This window comes from Janthinobacterium sp. 1L-D-8-B-C4 (genome assembly GCF_057291295.1).
This window is the reverse complement of record NZ_JBXAVX010000003.1, coordinates 77,753-100,892: the sequence shown is the minus strand read 5'-3', so window position 1 is coordinate 100,892 and position 23,140 is coordinate 77,753. Positions and strand designations below refer to the sequence as shown.

Sequence of the window (23,140 nt, the reverse complement as noted above, 5' to 3'; positions counted from 1 at the left end):
GGCCGCACCGCGCATGTCGCGGCGCGGCCGTTTTATCAAGCAGTTTTCATCAGTAGAGATGCCTTAAAGCATGCACCCTTCCGAGGTTTTATTCCAGGGCAAACGCCAGCCGCTGCTGCTCGCCGCTTGCGACCACTATGCCGGCTCCGAAAAGCTGATGCGTAAATCGATTGCTTTGCAACAAGAGCTTGGTCCTTTGTTCGACATCACCTTCGATTGCGAAGACGGCGCCAGCGCCGGCAATGAAGAAGCCCATGCGCAGATGGTCGCCGGACTGCTGGCCAGCGACGCCAACCAGTTCAACCGCATCGGCGTGCGCGTACATGACGTCGACAGCCCGTTTTTCGCGCGCGACGTGGAAATCGTCTGCGCTGCCGCCCAGCGCATCGCCTATATCGCCGTGCCGAAAGTCAACAGCGTGCAGGACGCCATGCTGGCGATCGAGCTGATCAACCTGCATGCGCGCCGCGCCGGCCGCGACAACCTGCCGGTGCATATCCTGATCGAGACCCACGGCGCGCTGCGCGACGCCTACGCGATCGCCGCCCTGCCGCAGGTCGAATGCCTGTCGTTCGGCATCATGGATTTTGTTTCGTCCCACTACGGCGCCGTGCCGGCCGCGGCGATGCGCACGCCGGGCCAGTTCACCCATCCGCTGGTGGTGCGCGCCAAGCTCGAAGTAGCGGCCGCCTGCCACGCCCATGGCAAGGTGCCGTCGCATAATGTCACCACCGACGTGCGCGATTCGGCCGTGGTGGCCAACGACGCCCAGCGAGCGACAGCCGAGTTCGGCTACACGCGCATGTGGAGCATCCACCCCGACCAGATCAAGCCCATCATCAAGGCCTTCACGCCGCGCCTGTCCGAGGTGAATGAAGCCAGCAACATCCTCAACGAGGCGCTGCGCGCCAATTGGGGACCGATCGCGCAGAATGGCCGCTTGCATGACCGCGCCAGCTACCGATATTATTGGACCGTTTTGCAACGCGCCAAGCTGGCGGGCCTTGGCCTGCCCGAGGCGGCCGCCGCATTACTGAATCCGCCATTGACCGGCACCACCGAAAACTGACAGGAAAGCACGATGTCCCTCTCCAAATTAGCCCTGGCCTGCAGCGTTGCGCTGGGCGCCATGACGCTGGCCCTGGCGCCGGCCAGCGCCGCCACCGACACCAAGGCCAAGGCCAAAACCGTCAAGACCACCAAGGCCAAGGCAAAGGCGCCGGCCAAGCCCAAGGCCGAGAAACCGGTCGCCATGCCGGCCGAACCAAACGAAGAAGCCGACGAACCGGATACCACCGGCTCGGCCACCACCGAATTCAATTGCGAGCTTGGTAACAAGATTACCATCTACAGCAACGCCACCGATGACTCTCACATCGCCCTGCGCTGGCAAAAGCGGCTGCATCGCCTGAGCCGTGTCGGCACCACCACCGGCGCCCACCGTTTTGAAAACCGCTTGTACGGACTGATCTGGATCGGCATCCCGGCCAAAGGCATGCTGCTCGATTCCAAGCAGAACCGCCAGCTGGCCAATGAATGCAAGGATGCGGAGCAGGCCAAGCCGACGGTGGCGGCCGAAGCGCCGGTGTCGCTGGGCGTAGTCAAGCCTGCCGGCGGCTGATGTCAGCAGTCATGTTTTGCACCCGAATAATCAATACCCAGACGATACCCAACAAGGAGAGGTCATGCCCAGCAACACTTTGAACACGCTCAAGGACTTTACGATTTCAGCCAGCAAAAAGGGACAGTTCTACTCCCTGCCCGCACTGGAAAAAAGCCTGGGCATTAATGTCTCGCGCCTGCCGGTGTCGATCCGCATCGTGCTCGAATCGGTGCTGCGCAACTGCGACGGCAAGAAGGTCACCGAAGAACACGTCAGGCAACTGGCGAACTGGGGTCCGACCGCCGAACGCACCGACGAGATCCCGTTCGTCGTGGCGCGCGTGGTGCTGCAGGACTTCACCGGCGTGCCGCTGCTGGCCGACCTGGCCGCCATGCGCAACGTGGCCGCCAAGATGGGTATCAACGCCAAGAAGATCGAGCCTCTGGTGCCGGTCGACCTGGTGGTCGACCACTCGGTCACCATCGATCACTACCGCGAAAAGAAAGCGCTGGACCTGAACATGAAGCTGGAATTCTCGCGCAACAACGAGCGCTACCAGTTCATGAAATGGGGCATGCAGGCGTTCGATACCTTTGGCGTGGTGCCACCGGGCTTCGGCATCGTGCACCAGGTCAACCTGGAATACCTGGCGCGCGGCGTGCACAGCACCGGCAAGAAAGCCGGCGACGTGTACTACCCTGACACCCTGGTCGGCACCGACTCGCACACTACCATGATCAACGGCATCGGCGTGGTCGGCTGGGGCGTGGGCGGCATCGAGGCCGAAGCCGGCATGCTGGGCCAGCCGGTGTACTTCCTGACGCCGGACGTGATCGGCGTGAACCTGTCGGGCGCGCTGCGCGAAGGCTGCACCGCCACCGACCTGGTGCTGACGATTACCGAACTGCTGCGCAAAGAGAAAGTCGTCGGCAAGTTCGTCGAGTTCTTCGGTGAAGGCACCGAGTCGCTGACCTTGACCGACCGCGCCACGATCGCCAACATGGCACCGGAATACGGCGCCACCATGGGCTTCTTCCCGGTCGACGACGCGACCATCGACTACTTCAAGGGCACCGGCCGCAGCAAGGCTGAAATCGACGCCTTCCAGGGCTACTTCAAGGCGCAGAACCTGTACGGCGTGCCAAAAGCCGGCGAGATCGACTACACCCGCGTGGTGGAACTGGACCTGGCATCGGTCGCGCCATCGCTGGCCGGCCCGAAACGCCCGCAGGACCGTATCGAAATCGGCAACGTCAAGGCCAACTTCGCCGAGCTGTTCGCCAAGCCGACCAGCGAAAACGGCTTCAACAAGAATCCGGCTGACCTGGCTGCCGTATACGAAACCACCAACGGCCTGAAAGTGTCGAACGGCGACGTGCTGATTGCCGCGATCACCTCGTGCACCAACACCTCGAACCCGAGCGTGATGCTGGCGGCCGGCCTGCTGGCAAAAAAAGCCGTCGAAGCGGGCCTGAAAGTGGCACCGCACATCAAGACCTCGCTGGCGCCCGGCTCGCGCGTCGTCACCGAATACCTGACCGCCGCCGGCCTCTTGCCGTACCTTGAAAAACTCGGCTTCGGCGTGACCGCCTACGGCTGCACCACCTGTATCGGCAATGCCGGCGACCTGACGCCGGAACTGAACGCGGCGATCGCCACGTACGACATCGTCGCATCAGCCGTGTTGTCGGGCAACCGCAACTTCGAAGCGCGCATCCACCCGAACATCCGTTCGAACTTCCTCGCTTCGCCGCCGCTGGTGGTGGCCTACGCGATTGCCGGCAACATGACGCGCGACCTGATGACCGAACCGGTTGGCAAGGGCAAGGGCGGCAAGGATGTCTACCTGGGCGATATCTGGCCGACCTCGGCTGAAGTGTCGGCGATGATGAAGTTCGCCATGAACGCCAAGGTGTTCAAGGAAAACTACGCCGACGTCAAGGGCGCGCCAGGCAAGCTGTGGGAAAAAGTCACGACGGTTTCCGGCCAGGTCTACAACTGGCCTAAATCGACGTATATCGCGGAACCACCGTTCTTCGACAATTTCTCGATGACGCCAGCGGCAGTGGCCACCGGCATCGAAGGCGCGCGTGCGCTGGGCGTGTTCGGCGACTCGATCACCACCGACCATATCTCGCCAGCCGGCTCGATCCAGGAAAACGGCCCGGCCGGCAAATGGCTGAAGGAAAACGGCGTCCTGAAAGCGGACTTCAACTCCTACGGTTCGCGCCGCGGCAACCATGAGATCATGATGCGCGGCACGTTTGCCAACGTGCGCATCAAGAACCGCATGATCCCTGCCAAGGCCGACGGCTCGGCTGTCGAAGGCGGCATCACGATCCACCAGCCTTCCGGCGAAGAAATGTCGATCTACGACGCAGCCATGAAGTATGTTGCCGAAGGCACGCCAACCATGGTGTTCGGCGGCGAAGAGTACGGTACCGGCTCGTCGCGCGACTGGGCCGCCAAGGGCACCCAGCTGCTGGGCGTGAAAGCCGTGATCACCCGCTCGTTCGAGCGCATCCACCGCTCGAACCTGGTCGGCATGGGCGTGTTGCCGCTGCAATTCATCGGCGACGACAGCGTGCAGACGCTGGGCATCACCGGCAAGGAAACGTTCGACCTGAAGGGCCTGGAAGGCGAGATCAAACCGCAGCAACTGGCAACCCTGGTGATCCACCGCGCCGATGGCAGCTCGCAGGAAGTGGCCGTGCTGCTGCGCATCGACACCCCGATCGAAGTCGATTACTACAAGCACGGCGGCATCCTGCCATTCGTGCTGCGCCAGCTGCTGGCTGAATAAGCCATGCAGCTGTAGCGTACTGAACAAAACGCCGGTTTCGACCGGCGTTTTTTTTGGTTTCGCTTTTCGTTTCAAGACTTGAAATTGAAGCAAATGCCATGATCTGCAGTCAGCTTGTCACCTGTGTGGGCTTATCCTCTACAATACGGTTATAAGGGTTATCATTGTTTGACTGATCCATTTTTTTCACTTTCCGAGACTCTTATCCCGTTATGCGTCGTCCTTCAAAAGATTCATCTCATAAACTGACTGCCGACAGCCAGCGCCTGGTCACCTTTGCCCAGGCGATCGTCCAGGCAGCGAGCCGTCTCGAAGAGCGGTCCTGGGAACACAGCCTGGATACACAGCTCCAGAAGTTACTCAAGACCGGTCATCAGGACACCATCGACAACACCCTTGGCAACCTGTTCAAGGAAGACCTGAACGCCTATGACGTGCTGATGGACGGCGTCGAAGCCGTCAGCGAAAGTACCGTCATTGTGCATGAAGACGTGCGCTACGACGCGCTGCTGGTGGCCGTGCCGATCTTGGCCTGGACGCGCTTTTCGATCGCCTCCGGCCCGATGGCTGGCGACGCCCACGGCGTGCTGTCGGCGCATTTTGCCGCCCATCTGCTGGCCGACGGCACCAAGATGGCGATGGCGCCGACCCTGTACTCGATCGATCAGCTGCCGCGCAGCCATGTCGAAACCTATGCCAAGACGCAAAAGCTGGCGCAGGCTGCACTGAAAGGCTCGACCCTCAAGCCGTCAAGCAAGGAGCCGGAAACGGCGCCTTTCCTGGCCGACACACGCTACCTGCTGGTGGCGGTGGTGGCGCCCGCAGGTGCGCCGCTGTTCCGCTGGCAGGTGCCGGCGCTGCAGAACGACTTCATCATCGAACGCAGCGCGGCGCTCGACCAGTGGCGCGTGCAGGCCACGCCGACGATTGCCCGCCTGCTGCCCGGCTGCGGCCTGGAACTGCTGCTGCCCGAAGCGTATTACGTGGCCTGCCGCGAAGCCGACAAGCTGATCCGCCCGGTCTCGGTGCGCGCCGCCGTGCACTACCTGACGCATACGCTGGCGATCGAGCCGTCGGAACTGCGCGCCGTGATCGCCGGCTTCGGCGAAGAGTCGGCCGACGGCCAGGTCGACGAATATCGCATCGCGTTTACCTTGCGCCAGGCGCCGGAAGTGATTTACGGCATCGTCTGGCCGCTGTATGGCCAGGAAGACGAAGACGGCACGCCAATCGAAGGCCTGATCCAGGTCGGCATCGCCGCGCTCGACAAGCAGAAGACCCCCGTCGATGAAATCATCGAACACCTGAACGCGGCCGGCATCACGCAGATCAAGCGCCATGCCGAGCGTTTCGTGGGCGAATACTGCGACGACTGCGGCGCGCCATTGTTTGCCGACCCGGTTGGCGAGCTGGCGCATGCGGAAATGCCGGAAGATACGCCACAGGGCACCGAGCATTTTCATTGAAATTGGCCGACAACACCGTTAGCGCATGACAAAAAAAAGGCGGAACCGAGGTTCCGCCTTTTTTACGTTCAAAGCAGCCGCATTACCACTGCGAATACGGATGGCGTATCAGGTTCGCATTGTAATAGCGCGCATCATCGGATACTTCCTCGCCGATCCAGTCGGGCTTTTCAAACGGCTGGTCTTCCGAGTGCAGCTCGATCTCGGCCACTACCAGGCCGAAGTTGGCGCCCAGGAACTCATCGACTTCCCACACCATGCCTGCATACATGATGCGGCGCCGGTATTTTTCAATCAAAGGCTGCTCGCACAGGCCGTCGAGCAGTTCGTTGGCGTCGGCCAGCGGGATGGCATACTCCCACTCGCCCCGGCTGGCACCGACATTCGGCCCCTTGATGGTCAGCATCGCATGATGCCCCTCGATGCGCACGCGCACCACGCGTTCGCGCGTGGACGACAAGTAGCCCTGACGCAGCAGTTCCGGGTCGGCCAGTTCGCGCCAGTCATCGTTGGCGAGCAGGAATTTACGTTCGATCTCGACGCCCATGATCACGCCCTCAGTCGAGCGACAGCAGGATAGGCTGCAGCATTGCCGCACCCAGCGCCGCGCTGCGTGCGCCGTTCCAGCCCACGCTTGGGTCGGGCAGGTCGGCGTTTTCCTTGAACGGCATTTCCAGGGTCAGCGCCAGGCAGCTGAAATGGTGGCCGATATATTTCGAGGCCAAGGTCAGCATGTCGGACTTGTACTTGCTGGCGGCATAGCCGAACTTGTCCTGGAAGTCGGGGCTGGCCTGCTTGTAGCGCTCGATGAAGGCTTTCTGGTGCGCGGCCTGGGCCGGCGTGAAGTTTTCCAGCATCTCGTTGCCAGCCACAAAGTTGTACGGCAGCGCTTCGTCGCCGTGGATGTCGAAGAACATGTCGACACCGGTTTCGTGTATCTTGTTCTTCACGCACAGCACTTCCGGGCTGGAGGCCAGCGACGGCGTCATCCATTCACGGTTCAGGTTGGCGCCGGCCGCGTTGGTGCGCAGGTTGCCACGGATCGAACCGTCCGGGTTCATGTTCGGCACGATATGGAACACGGCGCGCTGCAGCAATTTGCGCGCGATCGGGTTGGCGTCGTCGAGCAGGGAATCGATCAGGCCTTCGACAAACCATTCGGCCATCGATTCGCCCGGATGCTGGCGCGCGATGATCCAGATTTTCTTTTCCGCCTGCGGGTTGCCGATGGTCACCAGGTTCATGTCGCGGCCATCGACCGTGCTGCCCAGGTCGGACACGCGCGCCAAGGGATGCTCGGCCACTTCGCCCAGCAAGCGCAGATGGCGTTCCCACGAATACGGCTCGAAATAGGCGTAATACACGCTGTCGAGTTCCGGGGTATGCGTGATCGTCATGACCTGGCCATCGAAGGCGGTCGGCACGCGGAACCAGTTTTCGCTGTCGTAGCTGGCCACCGCCTGATAGCCCTCGTAGCCGGCTGGATAGGTGGCCTGGCCGGCGTTCAGGAAGCGCAAGGTGCAAGCCTGGTCGCGCGCGCCTTGCAGGCGGAAATGGAACCACTGGTGGATGTCGGCGTGGCTATCCTTGCGCAACTTCAGGTCGATGGCATCAAAGCTGGCGGCGTTCACCACCTCGATGGCGCCGGAGTCGAAGTTCTGGCTGATTTTAATGGTCATGTAACGATCCCGTAGAGATATATAAAGCCGTTGTCAGTGCTGCGGCGCAATCTTCTGGAGCATGCCGCAGCGGTAAAACTGCAGTGTAAGCGATCCCGCCATTTTCCGCCCTTTGCCCTGATTCGCCTAGCCTGGCCAGCGATTTTTTGCACCATTCAAGGGCATTGTTGGCAAAGTTCATCGCCGCGCCGCAAAAAATCGGCCAGCGATGAAAACAAGCATGTAAAAAACTCTTTTGTAACAAGGCTGGAAACATTCCAGGCCCCTGCTGCACCCTATAATTCCTTTTTTTTGTGAATCAACAGGAAAGAGTGTGGACAAGAAGTTAAGCAATATCCAGGAAAGAAAACTGCGTGAAGCGCAGGCGCGCCGGGAACATATCATCGCCGTGGTCAAGGACCTCATCAAGAAAGGCGGCGCACGCGCCGTCTCGATCCGCAAGGTGGCCGAAGCAGCCGGTTTTTCCACCACCGTGGTGTACGCCCTGTTCCGCGACAAGGCCACCCTGATCGGCCAGGCCATGGACAAGGACCTGCTGGCGCTGGTGCACGCCATGCGCAGCGCCAGCGAAACCGGCGCCAGCGCCTGGGAACGCATCGACCTGGTGGGGCGCGCCTATGTGCAATACGGCCTGCGCCACCGCGACGAATACGCGCTGCTGTTCATGGAATTGCGGCCGCATGCGGAGATCGCCGCAGTGGAGGTCGAACACGGCAATATCGAGCAGGACCCGTACGCCTACGCGCTGCACCTGTTCGGCGAACTGGCGCGCAGCGGCCAGGTCCGCGCGGGCGAAGCGGCGCAGCACGCGATGACGCAGATCTTCTGGCAATCGCTGCACGGCCTGGTGTCGCTGCGCATCGTGATGGATGAAGGCGACCCCTGGACGCCCCATCTGGCGCCCGACGAGCACCTGGACGACTTGCTGGCGGTAATGACGGAAGGCATACGGCTGCGCTTCCAGCCGTAGCGCCTAGTCTTGCCGCATGCTGCCGCTTTCCTGGTAGCGCGCATGCCATGACAGCGCCTGCTCCAGGATATGCGGCGTATGGCCGCCACGCTGGCAGGCGCCATCGTAATAGGCGCGCAGCTGCGCCCGGTAGTCCGGATGGGTGCAGCGCTCGATGATCAACGGCGCCCGTTCACGCGGCGCCAGGCCGCGCAGGTCGGCATAGCCCCACTCCGTCACCAGCACATCGACGTCGTGTTCCGTATGGTCCACGTGCGAGACCATCGGCACCACGCTCGACACGCGCCCTTCCTTGGCGGCCGACTTGCTGACAAACATCGATACCTGCCCGTTGCGCGCAAAGTCGCCCGAGCCGCCGATGCCGTTCATCATGTGCGTGCCGCAGACGTGGGTGGAATTGACGTTGCCGTAGATATCGAATTCCAGCGCCGTATTCAAGGCGATGATGCCGAGCCGGCGCACGATCTCGGGGTGGTTGCTGATCTCTTGCGGGCGCAGCACGATCTTGTCGCGGTAATGGTCGATATTGTCCATCAGCTTCTGGTGCACGCCGGCCGACAGGGTGATCGACGAGGCCGAGGCAAACGCCAGCTGGCCCGAATCGAGCAATTCGATGGCGCTGTCCTGCAGCACTTCCGAGTACATCGTCATGTTGCGGAAGGGCGAGCCGATCAGGCCGTGCAGCACGGCGTTGGCAATGGTGCCGATGCCTGCCTGCAAGGGCAGCAATTCCGGCCCCATGCGCCCGGCCGCCACTTCGCCTTGCAAAAAGGCGATCACATGGCCGGCAATCGCCTGGGTTTGCGCGTCCGGCGGCAAGGCGTTCGACGGGCTGTCCGGGCTGTCGGTGATGACGATGGCGGCAATGCGCGCCGGGTCGATGGCAATCGCCGTGCCGCCCAGGCGCTGGTCGACGCGGCTCAACGGTATCGGTTCACGCCCTGGCAGTGCTTGCGGGATATAGATGTCGTGCAAGCCTTCCAGCGCCAGCGGCGTCGACAGGTTGATCTCGATGATCACCTGGCTGGCCTGCTGGGCAAACGCGGCCGAATTACCGACCGACATGGTCGGGATGATGGCACCAAAGGCCGTGATCGCGGTCGCCTCGATGACGGCGATATCGACCGCAGCCAGGTTGCCCGAACGCAGTTGCTCGGCCGTTTCCGACAGGTGCTGGTCGATGAACATCACTTCGCCGCAGTTGATCTTGCCGCGCAACACCGGGTCGACCTGGAACGGCATGCGGCGCGCCAGCACGCCGGCCTCGGCCATCAGGCCATCGCTGCCGTTGCCCAGCGAAGCGCCGGTGATCAGGGTCAAGCTCAGTGGTTCCGTGCGGGCGCGCTCGGCCAGCGCGCGCGGCAAGGCCTTGGCGTCGCCGGCGCGCGTAAAGCCGCTCATGCCGACGCGCATGCCGGTGCGGAACAACTTGGCGGCCTCATCGGCACTCATGATTTTATCGAGCAGGCCCGGGTGGCGTATGCGATCCTGATACATCGAAAGACTCCTGGTTATTCTTGAAATGGATGGCGCTTATACATCAGCACGATAAGTGGCTTCAGTATAAAATCCGGGACACATGCATGGCATGAATTAATGGCGGCATATCCAGTCGCAATTTTCATGCTTTGACAAAGCGATACTTATTGTGGATATCCGTTCCCTGCGCTATTTCGTGGAAACCGTGCGCCTGTCGAGCTTTACGCAGGCGGCCGAATCGCTGCACCTGACGCAATCGACCATCAGCAAGATGGTGCGCCAGCTCGAAGACGAGGTCGGCGCCCAGCTGCTGGTGCGCGACGGGCGCAAGCTGAGCCTGACCGACACCGGCCGCATCGTCTACCAGCACGGCCAGGAAATGCTGGCCAGCATGCGCCAGCTGACCCTGGAAGTGCGCGACACGCAGGCGCTGGCGCGCGGCAGCCTGACGGTGGGCATCCCGCCGATGATCAATCTGCTGTTTACTCCCGTGCTGAAGGCGTTCCGCGCGCGCCACCCACAGGTCAAGCTGACATTGCAGGAAGATACCGGCCAGCAGATCGAGCGCAAGGTGGCGGCGGGTGAACTGGAAATCGGCATGACGGTGCTGCCGGCCGATCCCGAACTGGACCTGGTGACGGTGCAGATCGCCAGCTATCCCATCTGGGCGCTGGCCGAGCCGGGCACCTTCCAGCAGCAGCGCACCAGCCTGCCGTTCAAGGCCCTGCGCGATCTGCCGCTGGTACTTTTGAGAGACGATTTTGCGCTCACGCGCAGCCTGCGCCAGCAGTTTGCGCTGGCCGGCTTCGAGCCGGCGATTGCCGCCCAGAGCGGCCAGTGGGACTGGCTGGTCGCCATGGCCTCGGCCGGCCTGGGCGTGGCGCTGCTGCCGGAACCGTTCATGCACCGGCTGGCTGGTGTACCGCTGGCGGCGGTGCGCATCGTCGAGCCTGAGCTGACCTGGCAGGTGGCGCATATCTGGAATGGACGTTATCTGTCGCATGCTGCGCGCGCCTGGCTGGCCGTATGCCAGGACGTGCTGGGCACGGCGTTCGAGCCCTGAATGCAAAAAAGGTGGCCGAGGCCACCTTTCTCGTTATTGCATGCGTGATTGTAAGTGGCGTAGGTCGGATTAGGCCGCAGGCCGTAATCCGACAACATTGTTGGCTCGGCCGGTGGTGATGTCGGATTACGGCCCGAAGGGCCTAATCCGACCTACGCGCTTATTTCACAGCCGCATCGTTATACATGCTGGCGTATTTCCAGCCGAAGTACAGGATGAAGGTGTAGCAAAGGGCCGGCACCAGGAACGACAGTTGCAAGTTCATATGGTCGGCCAGGAAGCCCTGGATGAACGGCACGATGGCGCCGCCGACGATGGCCATGCACAGGATGCCCGAACCCTGGCCGGTTTGCGCGCCCAGCTTGTTCAGCGCCATGCTGAAAATGGTCGGGAACATGATCGAATTGAACAGGCCGACGGCGATCAATGCCCACATCGCGGTGTGGCCGGTGCCAAACACGGCCACCAGGATCAGCGCGATCACGATGGCGGCGTTGAAGGCCAGGGTCTTGCCCGGGCTGACATAACGCATCACCGCAAAACCGATGAAACGGCCCAGCATTGCGCCACCCCAGTAGAAGCTGACGAAATGCGCGGCGTCGGCAGCCGTCAGGCCGGCGATATGGCTCTCGCCCAGGAAGTTGATCAGGAAGCTGCCGATGCTGACTTCGCCACCGACGTACAGGAAGATGGCGACTGCGCCCAGCACCAGGTGGCGGTGCGACCAGATCGATACCTTGTGGCCGTCGCGGTCCAACTCGGCCTCATCGTCCGCATGCGAAATCGTTGGCAGCTTGGCCAGCGCAAACAGCACCGCCAGCACCACCAGGGTGGCGGCCAGCGCCAGGTATGGACCCTGTACGGCAGCCGCTTCCTTGGCGCGGTAAGCCAGTTGCTCGGCCGCCGGCAGCAGGTCGAACTGCTGCACCGTCAATACCGTGCCCGACAGAATCAAGATACCACCCAGGGTAGGCGCCACCGTGGTGCCCAGCGAATTGAACGCCTGCGTCAGGGTCAGCCGGCTTGACGCCGTTTGCGGGTCACCCAGTTCGGTGACATACGGATTGGCCGCCACCTGCAGCACCGTGATGCCGGCTGCCAGGATAAAAAAGGCCAGCAGGAACAGCGCATAGCTGCCGGTGGACGCCGGGTAGAACATGGCGCAGCCGGCAGCGGCGATCAGCAGGCCGGCGACAACGCCGCGCTGGTAGCCGATGCGCTTGATCAGCGCGCCGGCCGGCATGGAAACGATGGCATAGGCGCCAAAGAAACAGAATTGCACCAGCATTGCCTGCACATAGGTCAGCGTATAGATCGAGCGCAGGTGGGGAATCAGCACATCATTCAACGATGTCAGCAGTCCCCACATGAAAAACAGCACCGTGACGATCACCAGGGCGCCTGTATTGTTTTGCGTACCGGCCTGTGGCGCGCGCGCGCCCTGACCCTGTTTTACGTATTCCATACCTTCTCCATTTTCAGTTCCACAGATTGCGCTGTCTTGCTTTTGCCTTATATCTGTCATGCGCCGCACAGCGGGTCATTCAGCGTCGAGGTCTGAAAACAACATCAGCAAGTGTTTGAGTGTCGTAGTAATACTACTTCATTGTGGGCGCATTATGCCTGAAAGGCCCGAAACGCGCAGCTTTCACACCCATTATTCGATAATTGAATGGCTGACATTTGAAATCAAAAGTGTACTTATAACTTGAAAGGGCTATACTTATGTTGCGGTGCAGCAGTTGCTACACCCCAACTAACCGGAGCCCGCCATGTCGACCACTTTCATGTATCACAGCACCCCATCGAACAACATCGTTGCCACCCTGTCCAATATCGTCAAAGGCATCACCGCCTTTCTGTCGCAAAGCCCGGATCACCGCGAACGTGCTTACGAAGAAGCCTACCTGGCCGAATCGACCGACCGCTACGACCTGGAATACCGCATGCGTGAACTGTCGCGCGCCCACCCGCAGCCAAGCTGGATGAGCGGCCTGGGTCGTTAAGCAACATTGCAATACCTGGCTGTACACGTATCTGCAACAACATCAGCAACACCCTTGTCCACGCCTTGCGCGTACGCGACAATACCGATAGCACCATCCTGCTCGCCATCCGGCTTGAGCCCAGGATGGGCTAGGCAGGCGATAAAATAACAAGCTTGCAAGATCGCTCATGTTGCGCCGCATCACTGTATTTTCTGCCTTGATGACCAAGTTTTGCTAGTTTTACTACGAGATTCTACTTAGGTTCTACCGTACCCTCCATGACCGTCGTCAGCCATCACCATCCCCTCGTCCTGTGCATGGAAGCGGAACTGCTGCCCTTGTTCCAGGCCGCACTGCCTTCGCTGGCGCAGGCCGCGCCGCAGGTGCTCGCTTCCGTGTTTGCGTTTTCTACCGGGACACAAGGCGCTTTTCTCGAATACCGTTTCGGCATCTCCTGCCTGCTCGACGCCGTGCCTGACGACCAGCCCGATGAGCTGGCCCTGGTGGTAAACGTGTCGGGACTCGATGGCGACGCCAGCGTTGCCGCCGAGGTGCGCTGGGGCCAGCCATCCGGGCATTGCGAAGCGCAGGCCGTGCTGGCGACAGCGTCCATGCCGGCACTGCACGCAGCCTTGCCGGCCTTGCTGGCGACGCTGCGCAATGCGCTGGAGCGTGGCCAGCCAACCGATGGCGCACACTCAACGTAGTGCTTCGAAACAACAAATCATCCTTAGCCTGGGCATCACCGCTGCCGTGATTGGCTTCAAGAGCAGCGCCAACGCAGAGGCCGCCTCAATGGCCCTGGCCCGCACCTCGGCGCGGGAAGTGTCGAGCACCTTGCAAGCGCGCATCAGCGGCAACCTGGCCGCCGTCACCAGCCTGGCCGGCGCCATGCGCGGCGGCGGCCGAAAGCCTGCAGGACCAGGCGCACCACCTGGCCGGGGTGATTGGCGTATTCAAGCTCGGCGAGCAGGCGCGCCAGCCGGCGCAACGACGGGGCAGCGCTCCAGGCAAGCGCCAGGGCCAGGCGCACGCTGCGGCAACGGCGTGCGCCTGGCCCGCGCGCTGAAATGCAGGTGGACATAATATAAATTCAAGCGCATGATGACTTGGTTCGAGTCAGTTTTCCCGCTCCCGTCGCTCGCCGCAGGCCGAGCTCATCCCTGATTTCCTTCCATCTTTTTGCCCGTTCCGGCCTGCCGGAGTCAAGGGCGGCCGCGTGCATACTCTGGAGCAACACCTGATGGATCATCCGTCTTCAACACCCGCACGACCTGCCGGCGTGCCGGTCACGCTGGCCAATTGCGCCGACGAAGCGATCCACCTGCCGGGCCAGATCCAGCCCCATGGCGCGCTGCTGGTCTTCGATCTTGACGGACTGCTGACAGGCTGGTCCGGCAATGCCGCCAGCCTGCTGCAATTGTGCATGCCGCCCTCACCCGGCTTGCCGCATGATGCACTGGGATTGCCGGCCGAAGCGGCAATGCTGGTGCAGGCCTGCCTGCAGGAAATCAGCGAAGGCGAAGCGGCGCCGATGATGGCCGCGATGCATGTCGATGGTCTGCGCGTCGATTGCATCGTGCATGCCCACCTGGGACGGGTGCTGCTGGAATTCGAGTGCTGCGTGCAGCCGCCGCCGGAGGTCACGCGGCAGGTATTGATGGCGCAGCAAATGTATGACCGCCTGAAACGCCAGAAAGACATCACCGCCCTGCTGCAGTTTGCCGTCGAGCAAGTGCGCGCCATGACCGGTTTCGATCGCGTCATGGCTTACCGCTTCCGCCCGGATGACAGTGGCGAAGTGGTGGCCGAAGCGCGGCTGGACAGCTGGCCGCCCTACCTGGGGCAGCGCTATCCGGCCAGCGACATCCCGGCCCAGGCACGGCGTTTGTACATCATCAACACGGTGCGTTTGATTCCCGACGTGAACTATGCGGCGGTACCCATGTTCGGCAGCGCTGCCGGTGCCGCGCTCGACATGAGCCACGGCGTGTTGCGCAGCGTGTCGCCGGTGCATGTCGAATACCTGCAGAACATGGGCGTGGCCGCTTCGATGAGCATCTCGATCCTGATCAACGACCGCCTGTGGGGCATGCTGGCCTGCCACCATGGCAGCGCCCGCCATGTGCCGTATGCGGTGCGCATGGCTTGCGATGTGCTGGCGCAGGTACTGGCGTCGACCGCGCAGGTACTCGACAGCCGCGCCCAGAGCGCGCACCTGGCGATGACCGCCGCCGTCTGCGAGCAGATCACGGCGGCGCTGCTGGTCGAGGAAGACCTGGCCAGCGTGCTGCCGCGCCATGCCACCGCGCTGGCCGACGCCTTTGGCGCACAGGCCCTGGTACTGGCGCAGCACGGCAAGCTGCAATGCCATGGCGACCTGCCGCCCGAACTGGCGGCCGCGATGGTCGCGACCTTGCCGCAGCACAGTGACAAGATAGTGCAGCGCTGCGCGCGCGAAGACTGGCCACCCGCGATCCAGGGCGCGCTGGGCAAATGGGTCGGTTTGCTGGCCCTCAGTTTCAATCCTGCCGGCAACGGCTGGCTGCTGTTGCTGCGTACCGAGCAGATCGAGAACGTGCGCTGGGGCGGCAAGCCGGAAAAAATCCTCAAGGTCGGCCCGCTGGGTGCACGCCTTACGCCGCGCGGCTCGTTCAGCCTCTGGTCCGAAACCGTGCACGGCCGCTGCGAACCGTGGGAATCGTGGCGGCTCGACGCCGCCATCGGCCTGCTGGCCGAATTGCATCGCGTCAGCCTGTTCGCCCAGGTCGAAGCGGACCGCGTGCGTGCGCTGCTGCTGGCCATGCTGGGACACGACCTGCGCGATCCCTTGCACGCAATCCAGATGGCGGCCACCATCTTGCAACGCGACGAGCGGCAACAGACGCTGGCGCGTCGCATCCAGTCATCGAGTGCGCGCATGCAGCGCCTGATCAGCCAGGTGACCGATCTGAGCCAGCTACGCATCAGCAACGCCATGCCGACCGAACTGCGCAGCGTCGACCTGGCGGCGCTGCTGGCCGACCTGGTCGACGAATCGCGTACCGCGCACCCCGGTGTCGAGCATCGGCTGGAACTGCCGGCGCGCTGCATGGCGATGGTCGACGCCGACCGCATCGCCCAGGTCATCAGCAATCTGCTGGGGAACGCCTTGCACCACGGCGCTTGCCTGCGGCCATTGCAGGTCGCGCTGGTGCAACAGGCAGGCGCCGTCATGATCAGCGTCAGGAACGAGGGGCCACCGATCAGCATGCTTGCCGCCGGCACCCTGTTCGATCCCTTCAAGGCGGCGGGCCTGCACAATGTGCGCAATCCGGGCGGCATGGGGCTGGGCCTGTATATCGTGCAGGAAATCGTCAAGGCGCATCGCGGCACCATCACCTATCATTACGAAGCGCCGCATGTGGTGTTCAGCGTGATGCTGCCGGTCGCCGTACAGGATGCCCCGGCGCGTTTGCCGGCCGGATAGTTTTCGATAGTTTCAAGAAGGAAATATTTCATATAATTACGGCATTCAGGCGGGTATGCCGGCACCTGGCAAGTCCCGTGCGACGACCATGAATTCGATAGCGTGACGCTGACGGCCAAGGCCGATGGCACACTGGAGGTGGTCACCAAGGCGGAATACTTTGCCACATCGAACTGCAGCGGCACTGCGCTGGCCACCCAAACCACCTCGGCCAATGCCAGCATCACGTTGACAGGTTCGGCGGATTCGCCGATCAAGCTTGCCACCGGCGGCGCCACCACCACCACCGTCAAGGTCGACAAGGTGAATGTCGCCATTCCTTCGTACAAAACCCTGATTACCGGCAGCGCGGTGCAATACCTGACCGAACTGGGGCAGGCAAAATGGTGCATCAATTTCAGCGCCTCGTCGCGCAGCTGCATCCTGGACACCGGCACCGAACCCGCTTCGGCGACATCGGGCGCCATGTATATCAATGGCAACACGCTGTATCTGCTGTCGCTGGCGAACGGCACCTGGGTGCCGGACGAAACTTATACCCGCAAATAGCCAATATTTACCAGCCGGTCTGGACGGGAAGCCGGCCAACATGCATCTGTTTGCCGGCAACTGTGCAGGATCGTACATACATTGCAAAAACATAAAGCTAACCTGTTCCAAACACAGGAGCTTGCAATGTCTGCCATCCCCCATTCCATCGCACCATCCGATGCCTTCAGCGCCGAGGCGCTCGCCGCGCTGCTGCCCTCCCACGTTGCGCCACCGCTGGAACAACTGCAACGCCTGATCAACGCCGGGCTTGATCGCTTGCCACTGCCAGGCCACGGCGCCACCCTGCAGCGCTGGCAAGCGCTGGCGGCGGTGGCTGCCATCGACCTGTCGCTGCTGAAACTCTACGAAGGCCATACCGATGCGCTGGCCATCCTGGCAGAAATCGACGGCACGCAGGTGCCCGCTGGCAGCAGCTGGGGCGTCTGGTGCGCGGAGATGCCGGACGCGCGCGTCACCTTGCACCAGGGCGCCGACGGCCGCTGGCAGCTCGATGGCCGCAAGGCCTGGTGCTCGGGCGCTGCCGGCATCAGCCACGCGCTGGTCAGCTGCTGGAACGCGGCCGGCGACGCCTGCCTGGCGTCGGTGGCACTAAGCCAGCCTGGCGTGACGGTCACGCAAGAAGGCTGGCAGGCGGTCGGCATGGCCGGCAGCGCCAGCGTCGACGTGCTGTTTTCCGCCGCCCATGCGACCCCTGTCGGCGCGCCAGGCGCCTACCTGGCGCGGCCCGGCTTCTGGCATGGCGGCGCCGGCATCGCGGCCGGCTGGTATGGCGCCGCCTGCGCCATGGCCGGCTACCTGCATGCGCGCGCCGGCCATGCCACGCCCGACCCGGTGCGCCTGGCGCAGCTGGGCCGGATCGACTGCGCGCTGCGCGCCGCCGGCGCCCTGCTGCGCGAAGGCGCGGCCACCATCGATGCCCAGCCGCAGCGCGACGCCATGGAGCTGGCGCTGCGCCTGCGCCTGGCCGTCGAAGACTGCGCCACCCTGGTGCTGCATTTGACCACCCGCGCGCTGGGCGCCGGCCCGCTGTGCCGCGATGCGCATTTTGCCCGCCTGGCGGCCGACCTGCCGGTCTTCCTGCGCCAGAGTCACGCCGAGCGCGACCAGGCCACCCTGGGCAGCATCGTCGCCGGCGTGGCCGAGCATCCCTGGAGGCTGTGACATGCGCATGTTGATGATCCCCGAACAGGAACGCCAGATCGAAGGCGAAGGCACGCCGGACGCCGACTGGCAGGCCTGGCCCGGCCTGGCCGCCCTGCCGCCCGTCACGGCGCGCGAACTGGTGCCGGGCAGCGCACGCGCGGTGGTCGTCGCGCCCCACCCCGATGATGAAATCCTGGCTTGCGGCGGCCTGCTCCAGCTGCTGGCGCAACAGGGCAGCGAAATACTGCTGGTCGCCGTCACCGACGGCGGCGCCAGCCATCCCGGTTCCAGCCTGTGGCCAAGCGAGCGCTTGCGCCGCGTGCGCCCCGAAGAATCGCTGCAGGCGGCGGCCGCGCTGGGCATATCGCCGGCGTGGCTGCGCCTGCACCTGCCCGACGGCGGCGTCACCGCGCGCGAAGCCCACCTGGGCGCCATGCTGCGCGAAATCCTGCGTCCGGGCGACACCGTGCTGACCACCTGGCGCTTCGACGGCCACCCCGACCATGAAGCCTGCGGCCGTGCCTGCGCCGCGGCGGCGCCCGCCTGCGCCGCACTGCTGGTGGAAATGCCGGTCTGGACCTGGCACTGGGCCGCGCCCGGCGACGCACGCGTACCCTGGCAGCGCGCGCGGCGCCTGCTGCTGCCCGATGATGCCCTGCGGCGCAAGCGCGAAGCCGTGGGCTGCTTTGCCAGCCAGCTTGGCGCCGACACTTCCACCGGCCAGGACGCCATCCTGGCGCCGCACGCCCTGCAACGCCTGCTGCACCCCTGCGAGGTCTACTTCCGATGAACCTGACATTACCCCCCGGCGACGCGCGCGACGCCTACTTTGAACAGTTGTACCAGCAGGACGCCGATCCGTGGCGCGTGCGCCAGCGCTGGTATGAGGCGCGCAAGCGCGCACTGCTGCTGGCCTGCCTGCCGCAACAGCGCTACCGCAACGCCTATGAACCGGGCTGCGGCAATGGCGAGCTGACCGTCGAACTGGCGCGCCGCTGCGAACGCCTGCTGGCGGCCGATTTTTCCGCCGAAGCGCTGCAACTGGCGCGCCTCAGGCTGGCCGGCGCGCAGCAGGACGGCAACGTCACGCTCGAGCGCCACCGCCTGCCCCAGGACTGGCCGCGCACCACCAAAGGCGTGGAAAAATTCGACCTGGTGGTCATCAGCGAAATCGCCTATTACCTGTCGGCAGACGAACTGGCGCTGGTGGTCGAGCATTGCGTGGCCGGCCTGGCGCCGGGCGGCAGCATCGTCCTGTGCCACTGGCGTGCGCCGTTCACGCAGCGCATCCTGTCGACCGTGCGCGTGCACGACGCCTTCCAGCATGCGCCCGGCCTGCACTGCCTGGTGCGTCACGAAGAAGCCGATTTCCTGCTCGGCGTATGGTCCAACGATGAGCGCTCGGTAGCGCAGAAAGAAGGTTTCGCATGATCGGCGTGGTGGTTCCCGTACACAATGAAGAAGCCTGCCTGGCCGCCTGCCTGACAGCACTGGCCAGGGCCGCCACCTGCACCGAACTCGCTGGCGAAGCGGTCTGCATCGTCGTCGTCCTCGACGCCTGCAGCGACCGCTCGCAGCGCATCGTGCTGGCGCACGCCATGCAGGCCGACGCGCGCTGGCGCCTGGACTGCATTGCCGTCGACGAGCGCAATGTGGGCGCCGCGCGCGCTGCCGGCGCCAGGCTGCTGCTCGAACGCGGCGCGCGCTGGCTGGCATTTACCGACGCCGACACCTGCGTCGCGCCGGACTGGCTGCGCACGCAACTGAGCCTGAACGCCGACGCCGTCTGCGGCACCGTCGCCGTCGACGACTGGTCGCCGCACGCCGATCATGCGGGCGCGCTGCGCGAGCATTTTGCTCGCACCTATACCGATTGCGACGGCCACCGCCATGTCCACGGCGCCAACCTGGGCGTCTGCGCCCGGGCCTACCGGCGCGCCGGCGGCTTTGCGCCGCTGGCCTGCAGCGAAGACGTGGCGCTGGTCGCCGCCCTGCAGGCCAGCGGCGCCAGCATCGCCTGGAGCGCCGCCCCGCGCGTGACCACCAGCGCCCGCCGCGACGCCAAAGCTCGGGGCGGCTTTGGCGATACCCTGCTGCAAGTGGTGGGGGCGATGGGGGTGGCGGAAGCAGTCAGGGAACTGGTGACATCGACGGTGCAGGGACCGGGGCCTGTGCCCAGTGCCTGAGAAGCGGCATATCTGCGCAGTAGCCTGTCAGCACACCGCGCCCGTGTCACTTTTCCCCTTGCGCAGATCGAGGCCAAGATAGCAGGTATGGCCATCTTCTTTCGTATGCACACATAACAAGTGCCCCCTGCGCCGCTCACGATAGCCTGCTGCGCCGCTGCAGGCATTCGGATTCTGACGTCCGGGCCTATCGAATCAACGAGAAGAGTATCAGCAGCATCAGACGGCTGCTCATGACTGCCACCACAGGCTCACGTCAAGCATCACTGGCTCCCTGGCATACGATTGATAAAACCCCATTGCGCATTTTCGCTCCGCTTGCGCCAGGCGAATTGTGCAACGTCAACCATATCAGCCTGTCGGCAAACTAAAACATGCCCTCGCGCGGCCTGCCATCCGATGCGTCTTGCGGCGCGATATCCATGATGCGCTCGCCCAATGCGATGCCCCACTCGCTTATCTGCCTGCCGTGGCGCAGGGCCTGGCCCTGCCAGCGCGCCAGCGCCGCGTCGATGGCCGCGCTCGTGTCGGCCGAACGCAGGCTGCGTGCCAGGCTCAGGGCGTTGGCGGCTGCCTTGGCGGCGCCGCCCGCCGTATGCGGGCGCGGCACACTGGCCGCGTCGCCGACCAGCAGCACCCGGCCAAACACCATCTGCGGCACCTGCATGTCGAGTATTGCCTGCACGAAGGGCTCGGGCGTGGCCCCGACCAGGCGCGCAAAGCTGGGCGCCAGATGCTGCGCCGCAGCGTCGCGCAGGGCCGTGACGGCGGCGTCCGTCATGGCGCCTGGCGGCAAGGAAAACGCATGCGCCACGCCCTCGCGGTCGGTCAGCGCGGCAGCCAGTGGCGCGCCTGGCGCAATCTTGCGGTACCAGACCCAGTTGCGCCGGCGCTGTCCAGGCAAGGTCGACTCATTGTCGCCCGGCACCAGATATTCAAGCAGCATATGATCGTCGCCTTGCTGGAAGGCGAAACTGTCGCTGAGCTTTGCGTCCAGTTCCGGCGACAGCTCGCGTTCGGCGGCCAGGCCGCGCCAGGCGACATAGCCGGCATACTGTGGCGCGACCTGCGGCAGCAGTTGCTGGCGCACGGTAGAACGGGCGCCATCGGCGCCGATCAGCAAGTCGGCCTGCTCCACCCGCCCGCTGGCGAAATGCGCGCTGACCTTCTCGCCATGCTGTTCGAAGCCCAGCAGGCGCTCGCCGGCCTGCAGCACGCCGTCCGGCAAGGCGCGCCGCATGCTGCCATGCAGGGTGTTCCACGAGGTCTGCACCTGCGGCATCATGGCGCGGCTGACGATGTCGTCCTGCAGGTTCAGATAGATACGTTCGCGCGACATGACGCCCAGCGGCACGGCGTGCGGTACGCGGGCAAAGTCGAATACGGCTTCCACCTCCGGCTGCAGCACGATGCCGCCGCCACGGCTGTCCGGCACGCCGGCCGAACGCTCGAACACCTGCACCTCCCAGCCGATGGCGCGTAATGAAACGGCGGCAAACAGGCCGCCGAGCGAGCCGCCGATAATGACGGCACGTGGCCGTGGCGCAGTGTGTTGTGCGGACATGCTGTTTTCCTTCAGAGGGGTAGCCAGGACTCCAGCTTAGCGCAACGGCTGTAAAATGCACTTGCACTTAGGTATGGCTGACTCATGCTTTGGTATGCCCTCCGTCACCGGCCGCATGATGGCGCCGGCTACTCATTTTCACGCTCGCCGGCCCGTTCCACCCGCGCCACCGCCGCCACCAGCACCTGCTGCGACAAGTGCTGGATCATGTGGCCCTCGCCCGGCAACAGGGTCAGCTCGCTGCCGTCGATATCGCGCTGCAAGCGTATGGAATTGTGCTGCGCGCTGGCGATCGCATCGGCGTCGCCGGCCACGATGGCCACCGGCATGCGCAGTTCCGGATAATGCGCACGCAGCATGGCTGCACTCGGTATCATCATCGCCGTTTCTTCCGCTTCGGCGCGCAATTGCTTCGGCCGCAGCGCCATCCATGGCGACAGGCGCTTGAAGCTGTCCGGCACTGGCGACGGCGCGAACGCGCGCTTGATCGCCAGCGGCCACAGTAATCGTCCCAGCAAGGGCGACACGGTATGGCTCAGCACATCGCCGATCACCGGGATCGCCGGCGTCGCCGCCAGCACGTCGAGCCGCACGCTGGGGTAGTAGTAACCGGACGCCAGCACCAGCGCCTGCACCAGTTGCGGGCGTTGCAGGCCCAGCGAAATGGCGATCAGGGTGGCCCAGGAATGGGCCAGCACCACGGCGCGCCGCACTCCCAGCTGGTCGAGCGCGGCGGCCAGCAGCGCGGCCTGGGCGTTTGGTGTCCACCACATGCCGCGCGGCCGTTCGCTGTAGCCATAACCGGGCCGGTCAAAAGCGATCACGCGATGGTCCAGGGCCAGTTGTTCGACCAGGCCGGCGTGGCGAAAGTCTTCCGCAAGCACGCCATTGCCATGCAACAGCACCACCACCGGCCCCTCGCCCTGGCTCAGATAATGCAGGCGCACGCCATTGACTTCGATAAAGTCGCCGGTGGGCGGATGCGCGCTTTCCGCCTGCCGGCTCTTGCTGCGCACCAGCAGCCATGCCGCGCCCAGCGCAGCGGCGCCCAAAGCCCAGCAGCCCAGGCCACCGCGCCGCGCCATGTTTCCTGATCGATGATTGTCCATGGTTTCTCCTGATTAGTTGGTGAAATTGCATGATGCCGATTTGGCGAGGGCATGACGATAGGAGCC

General features: G+C 63.8%; 22 protein-coding genes. 14 read left to right on the top strand and 8 right to left on the bottom strand.

What is annotated here, in order from left to right; genetic code table 11:
- Positions 1–70 precede the first annotated feature (70 nt).
- The 4 genes from AC0Z42_RS06335 (at position 71) to AC0Z42_RS06320 (ending at position 5,872) form a co-directional block, all read left to right on the top strand.
- On the top strand, positions 71–1,069 hold the full coding sequence (locus AC0Z42_RS06335) for an HpcH/HpaI aldolase/citrate lyase family protein (protein ID WP_485467399.1): 999 nt from the start codon (positions 71–73) through the stop codon (positions 1,067–1,069).
- 12 nt (positions 1,070–1,081) lie between these two features.
- Positions 1,082–1,621 carry a hypothetical protein gene (locus AC0Z42_RS06330; RefSeq protein WP_485467398.1) on the top strand — a complete coding sequence of 180 codons (540 nt, stop codon included), beginning with the start codon at positions 1,082–1,084 and terminating at the stop codon, positions 1,619–1,621.
- A gap of 64 nt (positions 1,622–1,685) precedes the next feature.
- Positions 1,686–4,406, top strand: coding sequence for an aconitate hydratase AcnA (gene acnA / locus AC0Z42_RS06325; RefSeq protein WP_485467397.1), 2,721 nt, complete (start codon positions 1,686–1,688; stop codon positions 4,404–4,406).
- 212 nt (positions 4,407–4,618) lie between these two features.
- Positions 4,619–5,872 (top strand): DUF2863 family protein, encoded by a 1,254-nt coding sequence (locus AC0Z42_RS06320; RefSeq protein ID WP_485467396.1) that lies wholly within the window; start codon positions 4,619–4,621, stop codon positions 5,870–5,872.
- 82 nt (positions 5,873–5,954) lie between these two features.
- Here the strand turns inward: AC0Z42_RS06320 and AC0Z42_RS06315 are convergent, their stop codons facing one another.
- From AC0Z42_RS06315 to AC0Z42_RS06305, 3 genes are read right to left on the bottom strand one after another with little or no spacing between them, the layout of a single operon-like run.
- Positions 5,955–6,419, bottom strand: a complete 465-nt coding sequence (locus AC0Z42_RS06315) for a CYTH domain-containing protein (RefSeq protein WP_485467395.1) — start codon at positions 6,417–6,419, stop codon at positions 5,955–5,957.
- 10 nt (positions 6,420–6,429) lie between these two features.
- The gene (locus AC0Z42_RS06310) at positions 6,430–7,551 is read right to left on the bottom strand and encodes a M14 family metallopeptidase (protein ID WP_485467394.1); all 1,122 of its coding nucleotides are present in this window, start codon (positions 7,549–7,551) and stop codon (positions 6,430–6,432) included.
- Positions 7,541–7,807 (bottom strand): hypothetical protein, encoded by a 267-nt coding sequence (locus AC0Z42_RS06305; protein WP_485467393.1) that lies wholly within the window; start codon positions 7,805–7,807, stop codon positions 7,541–7,543. Before AC0Z42_RS06305 ends, AC0Z42_RS06310 begins: the two co-directional genes overlap by 11 nt.
- Before the next feature lie 57 nt (positions 7,808–7,864).
- Between AC0Z42_RS06305 and AC0Z42_RS06300 the strand changes: the two genes are divergently transcribed.
- Positions 7,865–8,521, top strand: coding sequence for a TetR/AcrR family transcriptional regulator (locus tag AC0Z42_RS06300; RefSeq protein ID WP_485467392.1), 657 nt, complete (start codon positions 7,865–7,867; stop codon positions 8,519–8,521).
- A 3-nt stretch (positions 8,522–8,524) separates the two neighbouring features.
- Here AC0Z42_RS06300 and scpC read toward each other — a convergent pair whose 3' ends face one another.
- Positions 8,525–10,018 (bottom strand): succinyl-CoA:acetate CoA-transferase ScpC, encoded by a 1,494-nt coding sequence (scpC, locus tag AC0Z42_RS06295; RefSeq protein ID WP_485467391.1) that lies wholly within the window; start codon positions 10,016–10,018, stop codon positions 8,525–8,527.
- A gap of 151 nt (positions 10,019–10,169) precedes the next feature.
- Between scpC and AC0Z42_RS06290 the strand changes: the two genes are divergently transcribed.
- Complete coding sequence (locus tag AC0Z42_RS06290) at positions 10,170–11,063, top strand: LysR substrate-binding domain-containing protein (protein ID WP_485467390.1); 894 nt, start codon at positions 10,170–10,172, stop codon at positions 11,061–11,063.
- 160 nt (positions 11,064–11,223) lie between these two features.
- Here the strand turns inward: AC0Z42_RS06290 and fucP are convergent, their stop codons facing one another.
- Positions 11,224–12,528, bottom strand: a complete 1,305-nt coding sequence (gene fucP / locus AC0Z42_RS06285) for an L-fucose:H+ symporter permease (RefSeq protein WP_485467389.1) — start codon at positions 12,526–12,528, stop codon at positions 11,224–11,226.
- Positions 12,529–12,835: 307 nt separating this feature from the next.
- Here fucP and AC0Z42_RS06280 point away from each other — a divergent pair, with 307 nt between their 5' ends.
- Together AC0Z42_RS06280 and AC0Z42_RS06275 are read left to right on the top strand one after the other, a co-directional pair.
- Positions 12,836–13,069, top strand: coding sequence for a DUF3563 family protein (locus AC0Z42_RS06280; protein ID WP_485467388.1), 234 nt, complete (start codon positions 12,836–12,838; stop codon positions 13,067–13,069).
- Positions 13,070–13,329: 260 nt separating this feature from the next.
- The gene (locus AC0Z42_RS06275) at positions 13,330–13,758 is read left to right on the top strand and encodes a hypothetical protein (RefSeq protein ID WP_485467387.1); all 429 of its coding nucleotides are present in this window, start codon (positions 13,330–13,332) and stop codon (positions 13,756–13,758) included.
- Between the two features lie 164 nt (positions 13,759–13,922).
- Here the strand turns inward: AC0Z42_RS06275 and AC0Z42_RS06270 are convergent, their stop codons facing one another.
- A complete protein-coding gene (locus AC0Z42_RS06270) occupies positions 13,923–14,135 on the bottom strand; it encodes a hypothetical protein (RefSeq protein WP_485467386.1) in 213 nt (70 codons plus the stop codon).
- 159 nt (positions 14,136–14,294) lie between these two features.
- Here AC0Z42_RS06270 and AC0Z42_RS06265 point away from each other — a divergent pair, with 159 nt between their 5' ends.
- The 6 genes from AC0Z42_RS06265 to AC0Z42_RS06240 all read left to right on the top strand — a co-directional run bounded on the left by AC0Z42_RS06265 (position 14,295) and on the right by AC0Z42_RS06240 (position 20,401).
- Entirely contained in the window at positions 14,295–16,520 is a 2,226-nt protein-coding gene (locus AC0Z42_RS06265; protein ID WP_485467385.1) for an ATP-binding protein, read from the top strand.
- Positions 16,521–16,622: 102 nt separating this feature from the next.
- Complete coding sequence (locus AC0Z42_RS06260) at positions 16,623–17,069, top strand: hypothetical protein (protein WP_485467384.1); 447 nt, start codon at positions 16,623–16,625, stop codon at positions 17,067–17,069.
- Positions 17,070–17,195: 126 nt separating this feature from the next.
- Positions 17,196–18,233: an acyl-CoA dehydrogenase family protein gene (locus AC0Z42_RS06255; RefSeq protein ID WP_485467383.1), complete on the top strand. Its 1,038-nt coding sequence runs from the start codon at positions 17,196–17,198 to the stop codon at positions 18,231–18,233.
- Position 18,234: 1 nt separating this feature from the next.
- Positions 18,235–19,005 carry a PIG-L deacetylase family protein gene (locus tag AC0Z42_RS06250; RefSeq protein WP_485467382.1) on the top strand — a complete coding sequence of 257 codons (771 nt, stop codon included), beginning with the start codon at positions 18,235–18,237 and terminating at the stop codon, positions 19,003–19,005.
- Positions 19,002–19,646, top strand: coding sequence for a class I SAM-dependent methyltransferase (locus tag AC0Z42_RS06245; RefSeq protein WP_485467381.1), 645 nt, complete (start codon positions 19,002–19,004; stop codon positions 19,644–19,646). Before AC0Z42_RS06250 ends, AC0Z42_RS06245 begins: the two co-directional genes overlap by 4 nt.
- Positions 19,643–20,401, top strand: a complete 759-nt coding sequence (locus AC0Z42_RS06240; RefSeq protein ID WP_485467380.1) for a glycosyltransferase family 2 protein — start codon at positions 19,643–19,645, stop codon at positions 20,399–20,401. The genes AC0Z42_RS06245 and AC0Z42_RS06240 overlap by 4 nt, the downstream gene beginning before the upstream one ends.
- A gap of 367 nt (positions 20,402–20,768) precedes the next feature.
- Here AC0Z42_RS06240 and AC0Z42_RS06235 read toward each other — a convergent pair whose 3' ends face one another.
- Together AC0Z42_RS06235 and AC0Z42_RS06230 are read right to left on the bottom strand one after the other, a co-directional pair.
- Positions 20,769–21,965: an FAD binding domain-containing protein gene (locus AC0Z42_RS06235; RefSeq protein WP_485467379.1), complete on the bottom strand. Its 1,197-nt coding sequence runs from the start codon at positions 21,963–21,965 to the stop codon at positions 20,769–20,771.
- Between the two features lie 128 nt (positions 21,966–22,093).
- Positions 22,094–23,074 carry an alpha/beta fold hydrolase gene (locus tag AC0Z42_RS06230; RefSeq protein ID WP_485467378.1) on the bottom strand — a complete coding sequence of 327 codons (981 nt, stop codon included), beginning with the start codon at positions 23,072–23,074 and terminating at the stop codon, positions 22,094–22,096.
- Positions 23,075–23,140: the final 66 nt, after the last annotated feature.